Consider the following 18162-nt stretch of genomic DNA (forward strand, 5'->3'; position numbering starts at 1 on the left):
CATATTTTATGACTTTGGAGTCATAATGTCAATAGGTATGGAAAAAATCTATAATCACTACTGTTTGCTATTATCTAATCACTTTCATTGCCTGTGGCATGCTACCAGATCAAGTCTTAAAAACAACATTTTATGATTCTGTCATATAGACACTGCTATATTTGTTTATACATTTGTATAAAATAAAATGCCGCCAATTAAGAAGATTTTCTTCTCAACTGGTGGCCATCTTATTACAAGCCTATAGTTTTGCTTCTATTTCTAACCCAGACTTAAACTCAGCCACTATCCTGTCATCATATACCGTTACTTTTTCAACCAGTTTTCTGACCAGTTTATCATCAAACTCCGTAATATCACCAGTTTGCGTGTTAAGGAAGTCCGTCATCTCATCAATCCGATCCCGCTTATCTTGGCGGAGAGCGTTTCTTGAAAGTGTTTCTTGCCTTAAATCTCGCAACCTATAAATTTCATTTACAATATTATTGTATTCTTCCTTTAAATTTGCCTTTTGGATCAACTCGGTTTGGAGTTCTTCCAGCCTTTTATCAATATCTGCTGTACTCTCATCCAAATCCTCGCTTAATACGGTTTCAATATTCTTCTTCAGTATGGCCAGAAAAGAGTTTTTTCCGCTGACCGCTACATTGATGGCTTCTACAATTTTCTCTTTTAGCGTATCTTCAAGTATAGTGGAAGCGGTACAAAATAAACCGGTGTTTTCCAATCTGCTGACGCATCTCCATACGATTGATTTCTTTCCTCGGTTATTCCAATGAACCCTTCGAAATATTTCATGACAGTTGCCGCAAAAGACCATCTGTGATAAAGGATGATTATTGCTATAGTTTCTCTTCTTTCCGTTCTTACTTATATGCACACATCTTCTTTTAACAAGCTGTTCCTGAACCTGCATAAAAATTTCACGCGGGATTATAGGCTCATGGCTGTTTTCTACATAGTATTGCGGAACAATACCGTTATTGGGTACCCTTTTCTTCGATAAAAAATCTACTGTATAGGTTTTCTGTAGCAGCGCATCACCGATATATTTTTCATTCCTCAAAATCTTATTGATGGTGCTGGTATGCCATCTTGGATTGCCTGCACCTGTCAATATTCCGTCAGCTTCCAAACCTCTTGCTATCTGTAGCATACTGGAACCTTCGAGGTATTCTCTGTAAATGCGTTTAACGATCTCCGCTTCTTCAGGTACGATAACTAAGTTACCATCCTTATCCTTTGTATAGCCAAGAAACCGGTTGTGATTGATATGAATTTTTCCTTGCTGATACCGGTACTGAATACCCAGTTTTACATTCTGGCTTAACGATTGGCTTTCTTGCTGCGCCAAAGAAGCCATAATGGTCAAAAGGATTTCCCCTTTGGAATCCAATGTGTTTATATTTTCCTTTTCAAAGTAAACCGGAATATTTTTTTCTTTAAGCTGCCTTATGTACTTTAGGCAGTCAAGCGTATTTCTTGCAAACCGGCTGATAGATTTTGTGATTATCATATCGATTTTACCCTGCATACATTCTTCTATCATCCGGTTAAACTCTTCACGCTTTTTTGTGTTAGTTCCGGTAATACCTTCATCTGCAAATATGCCTGCTAACTCCCATTCGGGATTGCTTTTGATGTAGTTTGTGTAGTGCTCAATTTGCGCTTCATAACTGGTTGCCTGTTCCTCGCTGTCCGTAGAAACACGACAGTAAGCTGCTACTCGAAGCTTAGGCATTTCCTCGGCCTTTGCACTATTTCCAATTCGCTTACGGGCGGGAATTACCGTAACATTCCTGTTTGTCATCTAAAATCACCTCGCTCTTAATAAGACTATAAGCATACTCTGCCTGCTGAAATGGATCATCGTATAGATTATCTGGCATTGAAGCATGAAACCTAAAATTCATGCATTTCTTTTCATTTCCTTTATGTTCATAAATCCTACCAAGTGCCTCTGCTCGCCTGCGTCTTTCCAGTTGTGCTTTTTCGAATGTGTCCTTGCTGATAATTGGCGGATAAAATTTGTCCTCAACATACCGTTTATCTGCCAGCATTCTTGCAACAGATGTGTGGTAACGCTTAATACCCGCTTTTTGTGCCGCTTCGCTTAAAGAAAGCCCGGAAAGATAAACTTCAAATAGTTTCTTAATCATAATCGCTTCCTTTTCATTAACGACAGCCCTGCCATTTTGAATGGTATATCCAAAAGGTATATGGCTCATTATTTCACCAGCCTTTCTCTTAAGTTCAACCCGCATTTCATTTTGAAACTTATTTCTTCTTGTGAAAACACAATGATTTCTTCAATAAAATCCTCAAATATTTCGATATCGAATGCATCAATCTGCTTTTCAGCTTTCGTTGCAAATTTAAGAAGCTTCTCAACCTCAACAAGGATAGTCTGACTCCCATCGATTGCGCGTTTTATGGCTTCTTTTTGTTCTTTTAATATGGCTGCTTCTTTGAGCAGCTCATTTTTCTGTGTATTAAAAAGAGCGGGTTCCAGGTATCCTTTGGCCATAAGACCCATAATCACCTGAACTCGCTCTGTATTTTCTTTGATTTTTGTTTCCATCTCCTGAATCTTTGTTATGTTATCTGAGTAATTTGTCTTCTTTAAGCTTTGTAGCAATGGTCTTAGAATGAACTTATGACCGAAAATAAGCTTATTGATCATTACAACGAAGGCCTGATGGATCGCATCCTCTCTGACAAACTTCATTGAACAGCTTGATGCGTCCTTTATATGCTTTGTGCAGCACCATGCAATATATTTACGGTCACCGCTGCCATGAATTCGACGCTTAAAACTGCTGCCACATTCTGCGCATTTGATTTTCCCAGAGAAAGGGTAGCGTTTTTGATACTTGCTGCTTCCCTTAATTACACCTTTTTCTTTTCCTCTTTGCTTTAATATCTCTTGGGCGGCTTCATATTCCTCATGGGATATAATGGCTTCATGATGATCTTTTATCATGTATTGATCTTTTTCCCCACGATTATAATGCCGCTTAAAATTCTCATCTGTATAGGTTTTTTGCAGAAGGACATCCCCAGTATATTTTTCATTGCTTAAAATGCCGCGGATAGTTGTCGCTGTCCAGTGTGAACCTCTCTTTGTTGGGATTTTATCCGAATTTAGCCCATCTGCAATTATCTGTGTGCCTTTACCGTCCAAAGCCTCGGAAAAAATCCGCTTTACGATTTCAGCCTGTTCTTTATTGATAAATAGCTTTCCATCCACATAATCGTAACCATAGGGAGGATACGAAATTTTGTATGTTCCGTTTTGGAACCTACGTCTGATAGACCACTTACTATTTTCTGCAATGGATAATGACTCGTTTTCTGCAAGACTGCTCAAAATTGTCAGCACCAATTCGCCTTCCATGCGCTGTGTGTTTATATTCTCTTTCTCGTAATAGATGAAAACACCGAGATCGGTAAGTTTTCTCACCATCTCAATACAGTCGGTTGTGTTTCTGGCAAATCTGCTGACTGACTTGGTTATAATAAAGTCAATTTTCATGTTTTCACAATCTGCAAGCAGTCTCAAAAGTCCAGTCCGATTCTCCTTTTTTTGTACCTGAAATGCCTTCATCATAGTAAATCCCTGCAAATTCCCAATCAGGATTTGCTTTTATATAGGATTCATAATGGTCCTTTTGTGCTTCCAGGCTTGCCATTTGCTCATCACTGTCGGTTGAAACCCTGCAATAAGCTGCCACTCTTACCTTTGGTTTGAAAGCTTGAAGAGCATTGTTCCCATCAATCCTTGTTACCTTTCTCACTGTTTTCACCTCCTTTGGGCATGTGACATGTTACCTCTGTGTGCCGCTAATAGCAAGCTAATTAGGCCATAAGCTGTGCGTACATTGGAGAAAAAGTTTTAAGATTTAACTTGTCGATTTTGTCGAATTCCTCCTCTGAAATCAGTCCCGCTTTAAGCATCTTTTGCAGGATTTTATATGCCCGCCAGTAATCTACCTCTCTTTGAATTTCCTCCTGCGTTATCTTTGTATAGTTCGTTTCCTGCGGGTTATATGGTAAATGATTAGCCGCTTCTATCATTCAAGCACCTCCTATAAAAACTTAGGACAGCCGCGATTGGCTGTCCTTTATCGTTATTCCGGCAATTTCAGAACTTGTCCGGGGTAAATAGTATCTGAAGTCAGGCCATTGAGTTTCTTAATCTCCGGATATCTTGTTCCTCTACCGAGTTCTTTTTCCGCTATTCTCCATAAGGTATCGCCTTTTTGCACTGTATAGGTTCTATTGCACTTGTTATCAGGAATGCTGTTTACAATTACAAGGTTTTCTTTTGCTACCCAAGTGTTTATGCCTGCAATCTCTTGACCGCCGGATTTCTTAACCTTTTTGCCAAGCAAAACACATTCTTTGCCGCCTTTTATGACCGGCTTGCCTTTGTATAAAGTCTGTGTGACCCTGTGGTAATAGTCATTTTTGACCCACGTTGGAACTTCCACACTGCCGGGGTAGTAATTCTTTACACTGACCTTAAACTCCACCATATCTCCAATTCCAATATCAGTATTGATATCTGTACTGTTCTCCAGCGCTTTTTTTACTGCTTTACGGAAAGTGTCCATATTCTCCCCATGCTTGGGAAACCAGTGCATCACATCAGCATGGTTGCTGGCAATACCGAGCTTATACCCTTCAGAGTGGCAGATGATGTCATTTTCATTAAGGCTGTACTTCCTGCAGAGCATAACGCAGAGTTCAACCGCGTTCTGCCACGCTTTACGGAAATAATCTTCCTGCTTTGCTGGATCATAACCCACCATTACCGACCCGGATTTATACGAAAACCCAGCAGGCTCACAGATTTCAAAGCCAATATGGGTATTGTTGGCTGCTCCTCCCGCATGCCACCCGCGATGATCCCAAGGCAGGTATTGCCAAACCTCTTTATCGTCTACAAAAGCGTGAACACATACCTGCCTATTTATTTCGCCGGCCTTGTAAGATTTGTTCCAACGGGAAAACCACTCAGCCGCCATTACACCCGGCACAGCCGTCGAATGTACCATGATTCCTTTAGGCGTTATTTTCCGGCCTGCCGTATAGCAGTCGTTTCGCGTCATGTATTTAGTAAAAAGCTTCATTTCTTTTCATCCTCCTCATTTGAGTGGCCATGCAGTTGTTCCAATGCGTTCTTCAGCTTTTCAGGAATGGGCAGTCCTATATGTGCTGCATTCTCAAGAATTGAAATTCCCTCGTTACTCAGGTAAAAGAAAATCACTGCTGTCCGGATTGCCCCGCCGTTGCCGAGCACCTGGCTGTCGATTATGTGTCCCACACCCACAAGTACAAAAATAAGTACCTTCTTAAAGATGCCCTTGGCTCCGACTTCACTCGAAAGCTTTTTGTCTACAATGGCACACATCACGCCGGTCACATAGTCAATGGCCACAAAAGCGATGAGTGCATATAAAAATCCATCCAGCCCTCCAAGAAACCAGCCAAGAAATCCGCCAATAGCAGTAAAAAGCGCCTGTACCCAGTTCCATACCGTTTTCATTGTCTTAACCCTCCGTTCAACTTGAATTTTGCATATAAAAAAGCGCCCTGCCTTAAAGCAAAGCGCTGAATATATAAAACTTTTAAACTACATTTGCTTCGGAAGCGCCTCCCACAGCCGCATATCCTCCTGCCCAAGCGACCAGATGGCTATACCTCGCAATTTCCATCGATAAGCCGCTTCGTTTGCCCAGTAAACAAGGCTATCCACATCCTGGTAATACAGAATAGAAAAACCATCCGCATCTCCGAGAAAAAGTCGGGATATCCAGATATTGATGTCTTTTGGTATAATTTTTACTTCATAGTCATTACCGCAGGAAAGCGTCAAAAGCTGCGAGTGGAAAAAATCATAGTCCATCGAAATGTCCTCATTGCGAGTTGCCGATTCCTCCACATCGCTATTTACTGAAAACACCTGAAATTCATCATCCCACGTGACACCAGTGCGAGCAAGCCTGCCAAAGCCGGTTATAGTTCCATCCGGAAGTTCCACATCAAAACGCTCGTATGGTTCATATACCCACGCATCGCCCAGCCGCAGCAGCTCGCATACCGTCCGGTTGTCCGAGCAGTACCCTGCATAACCACTACCACCGATTACATTCACTGTGAAACGCAGGGTTGAAGCTGCACCAGAATATACTCTTACCTTATTGCCGCGTTTTCGCATCTCTATAGTATACATATTCGGATTAGCACGAAGATCGGCATCTGCAGTTTTTGAGAAACTGGCGGAGTAGCTGCCAAGCAAGGAATTACCTTGATAAAGCTCGACTCTTTGCGTGTCATAATTTAAGCAGCAGAAAATATCCCCAAGGAACACCCCAGCCCGTCCACTGCTATTTTGAGGGAAAGCCAGCCTTGCCCGGATATGGATATCGGAAAACCCGTCGTATTTCCATGCAAGTTTGCCATATCCCTCGAGTTGGGAATATGGGCGACTTTCTGTGCTGTTTGGATCTTGCCAAACATCCCATTCGCCGTCCAACACAGTCCAGTAATTTTCAGGCAGGATGTTCCTGTCCCGAAAATCCTCATACCAAATAAGCGCCGAGTCGGGTTTTCTTCGCAACATTTCAAAGGTCAGTTTAAAACCTCGATCCGGCTCAACCATCACACCATTTACATCCTTGAACCGACGAGGAGAGAGCATAAAGCTGGCTTCACCGGCAAAGGGATACTCCGAAAATCCACTGCAAACCCTAAAACCGTAAAACTGGACTCCCGGCACACCACCGCTTATGCTGACAGCATGCGTTCCCTCTTGGAGAAATACACCTTTTGCAAGTGTCAACCAGCAAACTCTTCTCCAGTATGGCCACCATAAACGGTTCTCGCTGAAAGTCTTTGATTCACCATCAAGGGAAACGATAATCGCATTTTTGTCCCAGTAAGGAAAGCAAAGCTGTACTGCAATATCGTAATATCCCGCTTCTCTTATCTCAAAACGGTACTCTGCTGATGCCTGGTCATCTCCAAGTGAGGCCATCTCATAAGTAATAATGACATTTCCTTCGTATTCATCCGGAACTCCGTTCCTGTCAATATAAACGGTTCCGAACTCCGCTTTCTGCTCCTTGCCATAGCTTGTCAAATATCTTCGCCTGTTATAAACCCCTTTTAGCAGCGGATATTCCCAGGATACAGCATCCCATCCTTCCATATAGTCATATACATGAGGAAGAGCCCAAGGTACTTTGTTATAGTCATCCCAGTAAGCCACAATTGGAATAAACGGCTGGGGCGGTGCATCGCCTGTGAAATTGTAAACTCCAGTCATCCAGTATTTTGCCGCATAATAGGTATTAGACACTCCTCGATAGGTTATTCCAAGGTTTTCAGGTGTATCATGAATCCTCCAGTTCCAACCATAAGCAGGCAATCCCATGAATATCTTGTCGGGTGACATAACGGAAACAGCATAATCATATATGCCCTCAAGCCAGTCACGAGGAGATACCGGGCCGGGAGCAGAGCCCGCCCATGCCATGCCATAGCTCATGATGGCGGCGGTATCGCAATAGTCGTTAAGATCGGCATAAACACACCAGTTTTCACCGCCCACCGAGCCTTGAACGCCGGTCATACCCGGCAGGCAGATGTTGACAAGCTTTGTTGCATCATAAGATTTAACTGTATTGTATATATCCCTAAATAAAGCATTCGCCGCATCCTTATTTTCATAACCTCCACCGCGCTCAAGGTCAATATCTACCCCAGCGCACCATGGATACTTGTTCATTATTCGGATGATTTCAGTGAGAAACTTATCCTTTGCACCGTTTTCGTTGTTGCGAAGTGCAGTAAAAATATTGGCTATTCCATGATTCATAATAGTGAGCAGCCACTTAATATGAGACCATTTCTGAATATACGGAAGCATGCTGCTGATGCTGGTACCGGTTTCAGTAATTGTGCCTGTTGCGTCAACCTCAAAAGTAAAAATGCCTACCGTATCAAAGCGGTCACCATAGTCTCTAAGTGCTTCATACATTCGGGCATTTCCCATAAAACTCCACACCATGCACCGCTTACCTTTTAAAAAATCCCTCACAACCGGTCACCGCCTTCCTGCATCTCCTGAAATTCAAAGAGCACCCGCGCCGATTTTCTCTCTTCCAGTTTCACTGTATGTTTGCTGTCCCATGCCGCAGAATATTGATAAAACCCATCCTTAGGAGTCTGACTTCCGTTTTTTAGGCATTGGCGGGTGGAAGCCTTGAGTGTCAGCTCATCGCCTGCGTTAACCGAGTCAAGAAACCTTACCTTATGCGCGCCCATACCTTGGGATATTTCAATACTTCCTGCGGCCATATCCTGTATAGGATAGATATAGCAGTCAAGACCAGCAGAAGTTTTACCCAGGTTGAATAAAATTACAGTCTCCGCTGTTCGCACCACACCGTTATAATGCCGGGGCGGAACTGGCTGCCCGTTTTCCTGCATTTTCGTTAGCATTTTGCTCGTGTGGACGGTATAGCCTGTCAACTGATCTCCATCCTGAAGCTGCAGGTCGGTGAAATAGATAATTCCGTTACAGTCGGAAATCTTGAGTGTCACAGTTACGCTCACCACATGATTATTGTTTTTTAATTGTATGGTTTCTGCAAACCTTGAAAACTTCATAGTTTTTTCCTCCAAAACCATTTGACAAACATAGGCATTAATGCTAAACTATAATTTGATTTTATATTTGGAGGCTAGTATACACCTATGTATGGTATTTTTCGTATTCGTAAATAAAAGTGCACAGAAAGAAAGATAGCTCATAGCAGCATCTTTGTTTTTGTGCACCTTTTTCGATTACGAAAAAACGAAAGAGGTGTATTTTTATGCCCCAAAATAGAAAAAAAGGGACAACTCCGCCCATTTGGGTATCTCAAAACTTTTTAACAAGTTACAAAATTATCAACAGAATTATTCGCAGAACAACCCTTAACAAAAAAGATCATGTTATTGAAATTGGTCCGGGAAAGGGTCATATAACAGGTTTCTTGATAAAAAGATGCCGGAAAGTTTCGGCAATTGAAATTGACGGCCGTTTATATAATAAATTGACAGCAAAATTCAAGGACGTCAAAAATATCCGTATATATCATCAGGACTTTTTGAAATGGAAACTTCCTAATTATGAAGATTATAAAGTTTTTTCAAATATCCCTTTTTGCTTCACTACGGATATTATGCGAAAATTGACGGAATGCAAAAACGCACCTTCTGAAGCATGGCTTACCATGGAAAAAGGCGCAGCCAAACGTTTTATGGGTGAGCCTTCAGAATCATTGCGTTCTCTGCTTATAAAGCCCAAGTTCGATTTAGATATTGCTTACTATTTCAGCAGGGAGGATTTCCATCCCAAACCAAGCGTTGATGTAGTACTTCTTCACCTTAAGAAAAAGAGCCAACCGGACATACCCGCAAACCAGTGGTTTGCCTATGAACAATTTGTTTCAAAGGCACTAAAATATGGATTCCGCAGTCTTTTTACAAGCAAGCAGTTATCTAGGGCATTCCGTCAGGCTGGTGTGCAAAATAAAAATATTACTCCTACAGAGATTCTTTATGTTCAGTGGCTCTGCCTTTTCCGATGCTACTGGGAGCATGTGTTAGGCAGAAAATAATTTTAGCGGCTCATTACCCGTCCAATGTCCACCGGATTTCGCATACATGCCCGATCCATCCAGTGGAAACCGAACCGCCCTGAAGCAATAAGTCTGTAAAGTACACTGTGCCGATGCAGTCAGTGACGCACAGCCTGATGGTGATAGATTTGACTCTGCTGATACTTTTGGGAGAAATACTGTGTGCAATCTGATTGAAATATGCCATATCATCACCCTCAAATCAGGTCTATAAATCTTGTTTCTGTTGTACCGTCCTCGTATTCAATGACTATCTCAACACCAACTTGGCCGTTTTCGCCCTTTTCAAGGTTTTCGGAAGCAATTTGTGCTGAAAAAGTGTAGCTTTTACGCGTTGCTGGATATACCGTCTGTGACAGACTCTTTGTCATACCAGGTACACCAACAGCCTTGAAGGAAGCAGTTCCCGAAACACCATTCTCAGTGTCTACTTCAAAACCGGAATTGACCCAGTAGGCAAAACCATCATCCGCCCTGGAATTGCGCAGATGGTTGAATGGTACCATATCTTTAATTTCCTGACGGTTTACCAACTCTGCTGAGGACAGCGCATCTGCTGCCTTGTCCCACTGTGCTGAAGAATCGCCGAGTTCCCGCAGTTTAGTTGAAAGCTCGATCACTGTTTTCCAAGGCTCCTGCAAGTTATACTGCCTTCGCACAACACGTGTCTTTACCAAAAGGCCTAGTTCTTTATCGTCCACTGTAACAATATCACCCAGTTTCCATGCTTCGTGCTCATAACCGGTCAGTGCAGATAAATCCATTGCAGACAGTACATAAGAAACGCGAGGCTTCGAATATTCTGCAAGCCGCATTTTTGCATATTCCAGCATCTGATACGGATTTGTAAACGACGAACAATCAAGCGTCGACACCTTCACTTCACTGGAAAAAGTGTAATCTTCCACGTATTCCTTACCTCCATTAATTGAAGCGAAGGTCAATCCGTCCTTTCCATAAGCATAGAGCCTTGTCACTAATTCGCGTGTATCGACTACCCGCTGAATACTTTTCAGGTTCTTTCTATATGAAAAAAGCGCTCCGCTATCAGTACCACTAAAAGTCAAAAGGTGTACCTGGCGGTTGGCGCTGTCAAACACAAGGTCGCCGCCATAGATGTTCTGTACGGCTCGAAGGATGGATAAGGTGTTTTTTTCTGTACACTGCCATGTCCGTTTCGTAGTGACAGTAACATTTCCTACTGTCCAGCCTGTACCAAGGAGTGCATATTTCATTGGAACATCTGCAGTATCTGCATTGAATTCCATAGGTTCTTTTTCCGCACTGAAAGACAGATCGTAAAACACCGCTTCAGCATATACTTGCGTAATAACTCGCCCATCTTCGCTTTTATTGTCCGTCAAGGTACGGATCCGGTAAATGTCATTTACGATCTGCACTTGCTTTTCATTTTCCAGTGCGCTTCTTTTTGGATCATGGAACGGAAGTTTGAATTCCAGCGTGTCCGCACCGTTCACTTCGCCAGTGACAATAATATCAAAGGCATTTTCAAGAACAGCTTCCCATGCTCCACTTTTGTCCAAAATCACAGGACGGGCAAAGCCTAACTTCTCATATGGCGCTTTCGGTATGTCATGAAGCTGTATTTCCAGCAGTTTTGGCGTCTTCAATGGGTCGCTGCTGGTTAGGGTAACCCGAAACCTGATATATTGACGATTTGGAGATTGAAGCTCACCGCTGGTTCCCACAGCCTGCCATGCTGACCATTCTTCAAGATCATCGCTTGTGCTGGTCTCTACTAAAGACACTGACGTAACACCTGCAGTATATTCGCTTGTGACAGCTACACGACCGCTGCCTGATAAAGCACATGGAACTGCCTTTGTATAAAGTACGCCACTTGCAGGATACTCGCCATCTGTTGCTTTAAGGGTGACTGTGCCAGGCTCTGCCAAAGCATCTACATCCGAAGCCGCATCCCCACCGTTTGCATGTAAAGACGACTTAAAATATAACAGCAAATCATCAATTGTAAGCTGTGAGTCCGTTTCCAGAAACCAGTCATCAAAGCCTCCGGCATAGTAGTAGGTATTTGCATGCATCCCCATAATAATGTTTGCTATGCATTCCCGGTTCAATTCTCCCGAAAAGGAACGCACAGGCGACACCCAGGTTGCCCCGTCGCTGCGATCGCATATGATGTTCTGCACCTTTTTGTTGTTTACTTCAATGATGGAGGCGATAAAGTACCAGCCGCCATTTTTCAAGGTAATGGTAGACGTTTCACTCTGGTCGTAGATTAGTGTGCCGGAGGAGTTATACAACATCAGCCTAAGTCTTCCTTGATAAAGTGAAACATAAAAAATTGGCTGACCGGGTCCTTGGCGGGTATTGAATATGGGTATATATGTCTGGCCGACCGAATAGGTGGTAGGATTAATCCAACCGCCTACAACAATCTTTTCACCCAGATTGCTAAAGAAACTCCCATCATTTTCTGCTATAAGATGGGTCTTTTCAGAAGTCGGATTAACAATATTTTGCCTGAAGTATCTTCCGAATCTTCCAGCAATAAGGTTTGCTGATGTCCCTGACCAGCCGGAGATGGTAAAATGTCTGCCATGTCCCGATGAGTCCATAAGCTGAAGATTTTCGTCTGGCGTTTTTTCATTAAATCGCCATAAAGCAGACGTCCTTGAAGTTACAGAAAACTCACCGGTAAAATCCTCTTGGTTCGTTAGAATTGATTTTATCGCCATATCGTCGTCACAAACTCCTTTCCGCTGCGTCCGCCTGTTGGCGGACATTCGCTCCAATCCGTTGTTCCTCCTCTCCCCACAAAGTCTTAACGACTTTGCGTGGGCCCCGGAGTTTATCTCCATCTGCTTTTTGCCTGTATTTTTAACTCAGTAAAGGTCGCGTTTTCTGCAGCAATCTCAATATGATTAACACCTTTCCTGAGAATTGGAAAATTCAGATCCTGCAGGCTGGGAAGACCATTTCTCAAGGTTCCGCCTGTTTCATCAATAACCTTAGCTGTTACCATGCCGGAGTCGACAATCAGAGTTTCACCTTCAGATAATGAGCCAACAATTCTCAATTCCTCGCCGTTCGTAATAAGCGAAATATAGCTTGATGAGGACGTTGATATCAAACCCTTCAAGAGATAAACCGGATTGGAATCCGTATTTCCTTTAACCCTCTCCAACTCATGCAGACCTGTTTCAGAAAGAACAAATATCTCATCTTCCAACGCGTAAACATACGGGTCGGGACAAACAAACCGAAGTTCAAAGCTGCCCGCTGTCCGCAATATCCGCTCACAGTCAACCGCTTCTGATAAGCGAGCCATGAAATATCGGTCGGGCAAATCATCGAGAACAAGTTGTTTAAGACCGTTTTCCGGATTTAACCATTCAGCAACATTATCAAGAACCGATACAAGCTCGGCAAAACTGCGCTGGGGAAGCACACTACAGCTAATTATTATGTTTCGTTCTGATATGTCGCAGCCAAAATCTGCAATACCTGCTTTGCCCGGCACAGTTTCAAAGGAATTGCGCAGGGCAGGGGAGACCTGCCATTTGGTAAGTCTTGCTCGTATTTTCATACTTTGCGACGATATTCCATTGTAGATAAATCCCATATGCTTCCCTCCATTATGCTGTTATAAAACGTCCCTGCGCCCTTGAACCTGTCTGCATCAGGTTATATAACTCCTGTGAAATCCTGCGGATGTCTTCTTCACCACGAACAATCATCTGCTGCACCACAACAAGCGGCCCAGAAGCTAAACCGCTAAATCCACCTCGTCCACTTACATTAATATCAGGAGATATATTAAAATCTGTCGGCACTGCATTTTGCATATCGTCCGCCACTCTGGCCATAGCCTTGTCAAATCCCTCACCAATACCCAGTGCCATATTGCCGCCAATACCTTCAAAAACAGTGGACGGAGATCTGATTCCAAGAAAATTCTTTACTCCATCAACAATACCGGAAAAGAAACCGGAAACCTTATCCTTAATCCAGCTACCAAGGCTCTTAATACCTTCCCATATGCCTTTTACAATGTTCTTACCGATCTCAACCACCGAAACAACCGCCTTACCCAAACCTTCAATTATAGCCGCAATAATCTGAGGTAAGGACTTTACTAATTCTGGAATGGCTTTCACAAACCCGGCAGCAAGCTGTACGATAAGCGTAATTCCCAATTCTATGATCTTCGGCATATTGTTCGTCACAAAGTCAATGATTGTTGTAATTATCCTCGGCAGTGCTTCAATTAGTTCTGGCAATGCATTTAAAAGTCCCTGCGCCAGTCCCTGAATCAATGTAAAAGCAGCTTCAAGGATTTTGTCCATATTATCCAGCAGCCCTTGCACAATGGTGATCACTGCTTGAACCGCTGCTGGAATTAGCTCCGGTAATGCTTCTCCAAGCCCCATTACCAACGCTGTGATTAGCTGCACCGCTGCATCAATGAGTAAAGGTAGGTTATCAATAAGCGCTCCGACAATGGTCATGACCGCATCTACTGCTGCTGGAATCAGCTCCGGCAGCAGGCTCAAGAGAGTTTGAAGCACCTGAGAGAACAATTCAGTTACAGTTTGCAACAGCACGGGAAGCAGATCTTTGACTGCTGAGATAATCGCACCGGTTGCCTCCGGCAGAGCGGCCACTATATTTTCCAAAACCGGTACGATATTTTTAACTACAGCCTGAAAGGCATCCACAAGATTTTGTGTTAGGTTCGTCATATCAGCGTTCGCATTGCCAAGTCCTGCTATAAACGAACTTAGAGAGGCTTGCAAAAGACCAATAGAACCGCTGATGGTCTGGGTAGACTCTCTTGCGAAGTTGCCAGCATACTGTTCGGTTTTTTCAAAAAACATCTGCATGGCGATCTCGGCCTTTTCGGCATTGGTTGCGCTATTCCAGGCAAAATCCAGCCCTTTTGCAAGAGCATAAGCTTCGATGGTAGTGGCGTTCATGGCGACGCCCAGATTATCCATCATGGTGAAGTTACCCTTGGCTGCGCCAGCGATGGATTCCATGGCAGTCTGCATGTCAATGCCCATAACCGAAGCCATATCTGCCGCCCGTTGCATGGCCTTCTCAGTAAGCTCCAGACTTTTTTGCTGATCGACACCAGCACCCTGAAACAGTGCGCCCATTTTGTTGGCGGTGGCAAGGTACTCGGATTGGGACAAGCCCAGATTCTTGTAGGCTTCTTCTCCCGTTTTTTGGATACGTGCAGCATATTCTCCAAACACAGCTTCAGAACCGCCAAGGTTCTGCTCAAGCTCACCAAACTGCTCCACGACCTCTTTTCCCAGCTTGATGGCAGCCGCGCCCGCTGCGGCCGCTGCAGCACCCATGGCCGCGCCGACAGCTTTGAGGACACTGCCCAGCTTCTCAAATTTCGAGCTGGATTTTTCGGCATTGTCTCCACTTTCCTTTATTTCGTCCCCAAGCTCGTCTGCACTTTCAGCAGACTGTTCGATCTCGCGCTCCATTTTGTTCAGTTCGGCTTTTGCATTATTAAGCTGTATTTGCCACGACTGAGTACGTCTGTCGGTTTCTCCGAAAGATGAGGCGGCATTGGCAAGCGCTTTCTCCAAAGTAGCTATTTTTTCTTTCTGCAATTCGATCTCTTTGTTAAGCACCTTGTTTCTTGCAGTAACAGCTTCAACTGACTTATCCTGCTTGTCGAACTGAGATGCGACCAGGTTCATTTCGCTACCCAGTACCTTAAAACTTTGGTTGATCTCACGAATGGCGTTTTTAAATTCCTTTTCGCCTTCAATCCCGATCTTCAGGCCAAAATTGTCTGCCACATAACCGCCTCCTTTCCTGCAAAATTTTTAAATTCCGTAAGGTATCACATCATCAATGGTAAGCATACGCTTTGGTTTCGCCAGCCCTAAAAACTGCTTATGGCACTCCCATAAATCAAGCAGGTACCCAATAGGCATTAGCCATACTTCATCCTCTGAACGGTTGAGCTGGACAGTGCCGTAATATAGAAGCCGAGTGAACAATTCCTCATCGCTCACTCGGCCGGTGTGTTTTTTAAGTCATCCTCACTTTCAACGTTTCTTTTGGTACCCTTGAACATTGCTTCCATGATAGCGTCTTTATATGCTGCCAGTTCCAAGGGAGATGTGAGAAGTTCCACTGTCTCTTCAGTCAGGAGTTCACGCTTATCCTGATTTTTGAGGTTGTGTATCAAAATGCTCTGGTTAGCCAGCAGTGTAATCAGCCATACCACTTCGTCAAGAGCCATCTCGAAGTTCTCGGTTTTCATCAGTTTCGTGCCGAGGTTTTCAAGACCGCCGTACCTTTTTGCAATCTCCTTTGTCGCTTTAGTGGTTAGAATAAGCTGATATTCTTCATCGCCTATTTTGATAATTGCGCTTCTGTCATTATCCTGCATTATTCGCTGCCTCCTCCCACAGCAAATACCGGCTCATAAACTTCCGTATACCAGCCGGTAATAGTTTCAGGCGATACACCGGGATCGTCTTCGCTGACTTCTGCCTTCCAAGGGTGCTTTCCCTGGCCATCTGGTTTGTTACGTCTCATGACTGTCCCTTCAATGGTGGGTGTCGAAAAGGTAATGCTATCACCTTTCGTTTGGAGATTTGTAGCCGGAATTCCGAATTTAACCCTGTAAAGCCAAAAATACCTGTACTTGCCGTTAGCTTTCTTGGCTCTAAAGCCGATTGCCACAGGCGCGCCTCCATCCTCGCTGGTGGAAATCAGCACCTTATTGTCATCAAGGGTGGCTCCCGTCAAAACCTCAGCAGCGTCTACTCCGATATCTGCAACACCAAGAGTCAGTGTGCCGCTTTGAAATTCCTTGACCACTTCTGCCGCCCCGTCATCGGCATAAAGTGTCGCCTCTGCCAGCTCCACAGAAAGTTCTGCCGTAATAGCCTTAGCCAGCGGAACAGGCGTGTCGTATGTCTCTTCTCCGTTTTCATTCTCAGTTATTTTGGCATAATATAACCTGTCCAGTCCGATTGTGGCCATGTTTTTCATTCCTCCTTTACTTCATACTCTTTTGCCACATCAATGGCATAGTGGTGATAGCCGGTATCGTCCTCATGGCCTATATACCGCCTGTCGGTAATGGTAAAGCCTGCTTGAAGCAATGTGTTCACTATTTCGTTTTTACGGGCAGTGTAGTTTCCCTTTATAAATAAAGACAACCTTACCTCCTGGGTTTCTACCTGAGGCCGGTTGTCTGCAAAAACTTCAAATGTATCTGTCATAGGAGTAATGACAAGGTACTCATCTGGCGGTACACCGCTAAATACCCCGGTTTCAATGGGGATACCCAAACCATCCAATAACGAGTTTAATTCTGACAATATACTCATATATAACCCAGCTCCTGTTCCAGTCTTGACTTCATTACTTCGATGCAGGACTTCCTTGTAGCTGATTTTGCCGGTTTCAAAAAGGGCCTTGGAGGCTGCCCGGACTTGCCATACTCAATAATATTAGCAATCTTCGCATTGCTTTCCCCATCCTTCCTTGGTTCAGTAAAGCCGATTTTTATGTTGTGGTTTCCATCCCTGTCCTGTTTGGCAGGAGAGAGTCCCAAAGCATTTACCAATTCACCGGTTGCTCTGGACGGATATTTAGTGCCGCTCCCGATAACTGACTGAAGATTGGACTTCACTTTTGAAAGAACCACTTCCCCGCCTGCTTCCAGCACCTTAGGTATGATTTCGTCTGTTCTTTCTCCAAGTCTGGATAACTTGAGCAAGAACTCTTCCGGCATTTTAACTTCCACCTTAGCCACGTTGCAGCCCCTCCTTTTATGCTTTGCTTGATTTCACCCTTTCCGCAAGCACCTCAATATACATTCCGCGTCCTTTTACGTCCTCAACACTGATAATGTTGTACCGGCCATCGCTGCAAACGAGTACAAGATCTGTGGTAACTTCCAGGTTAGGTATCTTACGGAAGCGGAACAGGGCAGACGCCTGCGAAAACGCCGCCCTGTTTGCCCATTTTTCACTGCCATGCCTATCTTCCTTGTATGCCCTTACCGAAGCGAGAATGACATCACCTTTTTCAGTAAAACCCTCACTATCCTTAACCGGCTTGACTGAGATAATGTCCACGAAAGTTTTCATTTTCCCAAGGCCCATATTTACACCTTCCAATCCCGGTCAAGCCGCAGCAATAGATTAACTGTATTCCATACCTGCTGTCCTGCCTGCACACTATCCCCAAAAAAGCCAGCCGTCGAGCCATCCCTGCTTTCATAAAAATGGCTCGACAGCATAATGACAGCCTGCTCAGTAGTAGGCAGCATGGGGTTTTCGGCATAATATCCTTCCGGCTTTTTCTGGTAACTTTCCGCATAGGCCACTGCGGCTTTGATATACTCTTGTAAAAGTGCGTCATCTTCGCTGTGCTGCAATATGAGGTTTGCTTTAACCTTCTCCAAAAGTTCCATGCCGCAGCACCTCCGTTTTCA

The 18162-nt window shown here is 43.9% G+C and carries 20 protein-coding genes; 1 reads left to right on the forward strand and 19 read right to left on the reverse strand.

All coding sequences use genetic code 11. The annotated features are described in order from the left end of the window. Positions 1 to 241: 241 nt before the first annotated feature. The 9 genes from AAV90_RS11195 to AAV90_RS11230 form a co-directional block, all read right to left on the reverse strand. Entirely contained in the window at positions 242 to 1810 is a 1569-nt protein-coding gene (locus AAV90_RS11195) for a recombinase family protein (protein WP_046499109.1), read from the reverse strand. Beyond that, a complete protein-coding gene (locus tag AAV90_RS11200) occupies positions 1773 to 2228 on the reverse strand; it encodes a recombinase family protein (RefSeq protein ID WP_046499112.1) in 456 nt (151 codons plus the stop codon). The genes AAV90_RS11195 and AAV90_RS11200 overlap by 38 nt, the downstream gene beginning before the upstream one ends. Beyond that, positions 2228 to 3535, reverse strand: a complete 1308-nt coding sequence (locus tag AAV90_RS11205) for a recombinase family protein (protein ID WP_479725405.1) — start codon at positions 3533 to 3535, stop codon at positions 2228 to 2230. The genes AAV90_RS11200 and AAV90_RS11205 overlap by 1 nt, the downstream gene beginning before the upstream one ends. Positions 3536 to 3539: 4 nt before the next feature. Next, entirely contained in the window at positions 3540 to 3797 is a 258-nt protein-coding gene (locus tag AAV90_RS15805) for a recombinase family protein (protein ID WP_479725406.1), read from the reverse strand. Between the two features lie 61 nt (positions 3798 to 3858). Further along, positions 3859 to 4077: an SHOCT domain-containing protein gene (locus AAV90_RS11210; RefSeq protein WP_014256645.1), complete on the reverse strand. Its 219-nt coding sequence runs from the start codon at positions 4075 to 4077 to the stop codon at positions 3859 to 3861. Between the two features lie 53 nt (positions 4078 to 4130). Further along, a complete protein-coding gene (locus AAV90_RS15625; protein ID WP_046499118.1) occupies positions 4131 to 5135 on the reverse strand; it encodes an N-acetylmuramoyl-L-alanine amidase in 1005 nt (334 codons plus the stop codon). Next, a complete protein-coding gene (locus AAV90_RS11220) occupies positions 5132 to 5551 on the reverse strand; it encodes a phage holin family protein (protein ID WP_046499120.1) in 420 nt (139 codons plus the stop codon). Before AAV90_RS11220 ends, AAV90_RS15625 begins: the two co-directional genes overlap by 4 nt. A gap of 87 nt (positions 5552 to 5638) precedes the next feature. Then, positions 5639 to 8107, reverse strand: coding sequence for a glycosyl hydrolase family 18 protein (locus tag AAV90_RS11225; RefSeq protein WP_046499122.1), 2469 nt, complete (start codon positions 8105 to 8107; stop codon positions 5639 to 5641). Next, complete coding sequence (locus AAV90_RS11230; protein ID WP_046499123.1) at positions 8104 to 8679, reverse strand: hypothetical protein; 576 nt, start codon at positions 8677 to 8679, stop codon at positions 8104 to 8106. The genes AAV90_RS11225 and AAV90_RS11230 overlap by 4 nt, the downstream gene beginning before the upstream one ends. 206 nt (positions 8680 to 8885) lie before the next feature. Here AAV90_RS11230 and erm point away from each other — a divergent pair, with 206 nt between their 5' ends. After that, complete coding sequence (gene erm, locus AAV90_RS11235) at positions 8886 to 9674, forward strand: 23S ribosomal RNA methyltransferase Erm (protein WP_046499124.1); 789 nt, start codon at positions 8886 to 8888, stop codon at positions 9672 to 9674. 218 nt (positions 9675 to 9892) lie between these two features. On the opposite strand, the gene AAV90_RS11240 is transcribed toward erm, so the two are convergent. From AAV90_RS11240 to AAV90_RS11285, 10 genes are all read right to left on the reverse strand, one after another. Then, complete coding sequence (locus AAV90_RS11240) at positions 9893 to 12463, reverse strand: phage tail spike protein (RefSeq protein WP_479725407.1); 2571 nt, start codon at positions 12461 to 12463, stop codon at positions 9893 to 9895. 65 nt (positions 12464 to 12528) lie between these two features. Next, positions 12529 to 13302, reverse strand: a complete 774-nt coding sequence (locus AAV90_RS11245; protein WP_046499126.1) for a distal tail protein Dit — start codon at positions 13300 to 13302, stop codon at positions 12529 to 12531. 13 nt (positions 13303 to 13315) lie between these two features. Next, positions 13316 to 15502 (reverse strand): phage tail protein, encoded by a 2187-nt coding sequence (locus AAV90_RS11250; protein ID WP_046499128.1) that lies wholly within the window; start codon positions 15500 to 15502, stop codon positions 13316 to 13318. Between the two features lie 27 nt (positions 15503 to 15529). Beyond that, a complete protein-coding gene (locus AAV90_RS15480) occupies positions 15530 to 15721 on the reverse strand; it encodes a hypothetical protein (protein WP_003520671.1) in 192 nt (63 codons plus the stop codon). Beyond that, positions 15718 to 16101 (reverse strand): hypothetical protein, encoded by a 384-nt coding sequence (locus AAV90_RS11260; RefSeq protein ID WP_003516030.1) that lies wholly within the window; start codon positions 16099 to 16101, stop codon positions 15718 to 15720. The genes AAV90_RS15480 and AAV90_RS11260 overlap by 4 nt, the downstream gene beginning before the upstream one ends. After that, complete coding sequence (locus AAV90_RS11265; protein ID WP_004464008.1) at positions 16101 to 16700, reverse strand: major tail protein; 600 nt, start codon at positions 16698 to 16700, stop codon at positions 16101 to 16103. Before AAV90_RS11265 ends, AAV90_RS11260 begins: the two co-directional genes overlap by 1 nt. Positions 16701 to 16705: 5 nt before the next feature. Beyond that, a complete protein-coding gene (locus AAV90_RS11270; protein WP_003516028.1) occupies positions 16706 to 17050 on the reverse strand; it encodes a hypothetical protein in 345 nt (114 codons plus the stop codon). Further along, positions 17047 to 17478 carry an HK97-gp10 family putative phage morphogenesis protein gene (locus AAV90_RS11275; protein ID WP_046499144.1) on the reverse strand — a complete coding sequence of 144 codons (432 nt, stop codon included), beginning with the start codon at positions 17476 to 17478 and terminating at the stop codon, positions 17047 to 17049. Before AAV90_RS11275 ends, AAV90_RS11270 begins: the two co-directional genes overlap by 4 nt. A gap of 16 nt (positions 17479 to 17494) precedes the next feature. Next, the gene (locus tag AAV90_RS11280) at positions 17495 to 17830 is read right to left on the reverse strand and encodes a head-tail adaptor protein (protein ID WP_046499147.1); all 336 of its coding nucleotides are present in this window, start codon (positions 17828 to 17830) and stop codon (positions 17495 to 17497) included. A gap of 2 nt (positions 17831 to 17832) precedes the next feature. Beyond that, positions 17833 to 18141, reverse strand: a complete 309-nt coding sequence (locus AAV90_RS11285; RefSeq protein ID WP_046499149.1) for a head-tail connector protein — start codon at positions 18139 to 18141, stop codon at positions 17833 to 17835. Positions 18142 to 18162 lie beyond the last annotated feature (21 nt).

This window comes from Syntrophomonas zehnderi OL-4 (assembly GCF_000983115.1).
Lineage (GTDB): Bacteria > Bacillota > Syntrophomonadia > Syntrophomonadales > Syntrophomonadaceae > Syntrophomonas_B > Syntrophomonas_B zehnderi.

Coding starts and splice junctions, on each gene's coding strand:
- AAV90_RS11195 (WP_046499109.1), bottom strand. CDS start 1,810: ATGACAAACAGGAATGTTACGGTAATTCCCGCCCGTAAGCGAATTGGA.
- AAV90_RS11200 (WP_046499112.1), bottom strand. CDS start 2,228: ATGAGCCATATACCTTTTGGATATACCATTCAAAATGGCAGGGCTGTC.
- AAV90_RS11205 (WP_479725405.1), bottom strand. CDS start 3,535: ATGAAAATTGACTTTATTATAACCAAGTCAGTCAGCAGATTTGCCAGA.
- AAV90_RS11210 (WP_014256645.1), bottom strand. CDS start 4,077: ATGATAGAAGCGGCTAATCATTTACCATATAACCCGCAGGAAACGAAC.
- AAV90_RS15625 (WP_046499118.1), bottom strand. CDS start 5,135: ATGAAGCTTTTTACTAAATACATGACGCGAAACGACTGCTATACGGCA.
- AAV90_RS11220 (WP_046499120.1), bottom strand. CDS start 5,551: ATGAAAACGGTATGGAACTGGGTACAGGCGCTTTTTACTGCTATTGGC.
- AAV90_RS11230 (WP_046499123.1), bottom strand. CDS start 8,679: ATGAAGTTTTCAAGGTTTGCAGAAACCATACAATTAAAAAACAATAAT.
- erm (WP_046499124.1), top strand. CDS start 8,886: ATGCCCCAAAATAGAAAAAAAGGGACAACTCCGCCCATTTGGGTATCT.
- AAV90_RS11240 (WP_479725407.1), bottom strand. CDS start 12,463: ATGTCCGCCAACAGGCGGACGCAGCGGAAAGGAGTTTGTGACGACGAT.
- AAV90_RS11245 (WP_046499126.1), bottom strand. CDS start 13,302: ATGGGATTTATCTACAATGGAATATCGTCGCAAAGTATGAAAATACGA.
- AAV90_RS11260 (WP_003516030.1), bottom strand. CDS start 16,101: ATGCAGGATAATGACAGAAGCGCAATTATCAAAATAGGCGATGAAGAA.
- AAV90_RS11265 (WP_004464008.1), bottom strand. CDS start 16,700: ATGGCCACAATCGGACTGGACAGGTTATATTATGCCAAAATAACTGAG.
- AAV90_RS11270 (WP_003516028.1), bottom strand. CDS start 17,050: ATGAGTATATTGTCAGAATTAAACTCGTTATTGGATGGTTTGGGTATC.
- AAV90_RS11280 (WP_046499147.1), bottom strand. CDS start 17,830: ATGGGCCTTGGGAAAATGAAAACTTTCGTGGACATTATCTCAGTCAAG.
- AAV90_RS11285 (WP_046499149.1), bottom strand. CDS start 18,141: ATGGAACTTTTGGAGAAGGTTAAAGCAAACCTCATATTGCAGCACAGC.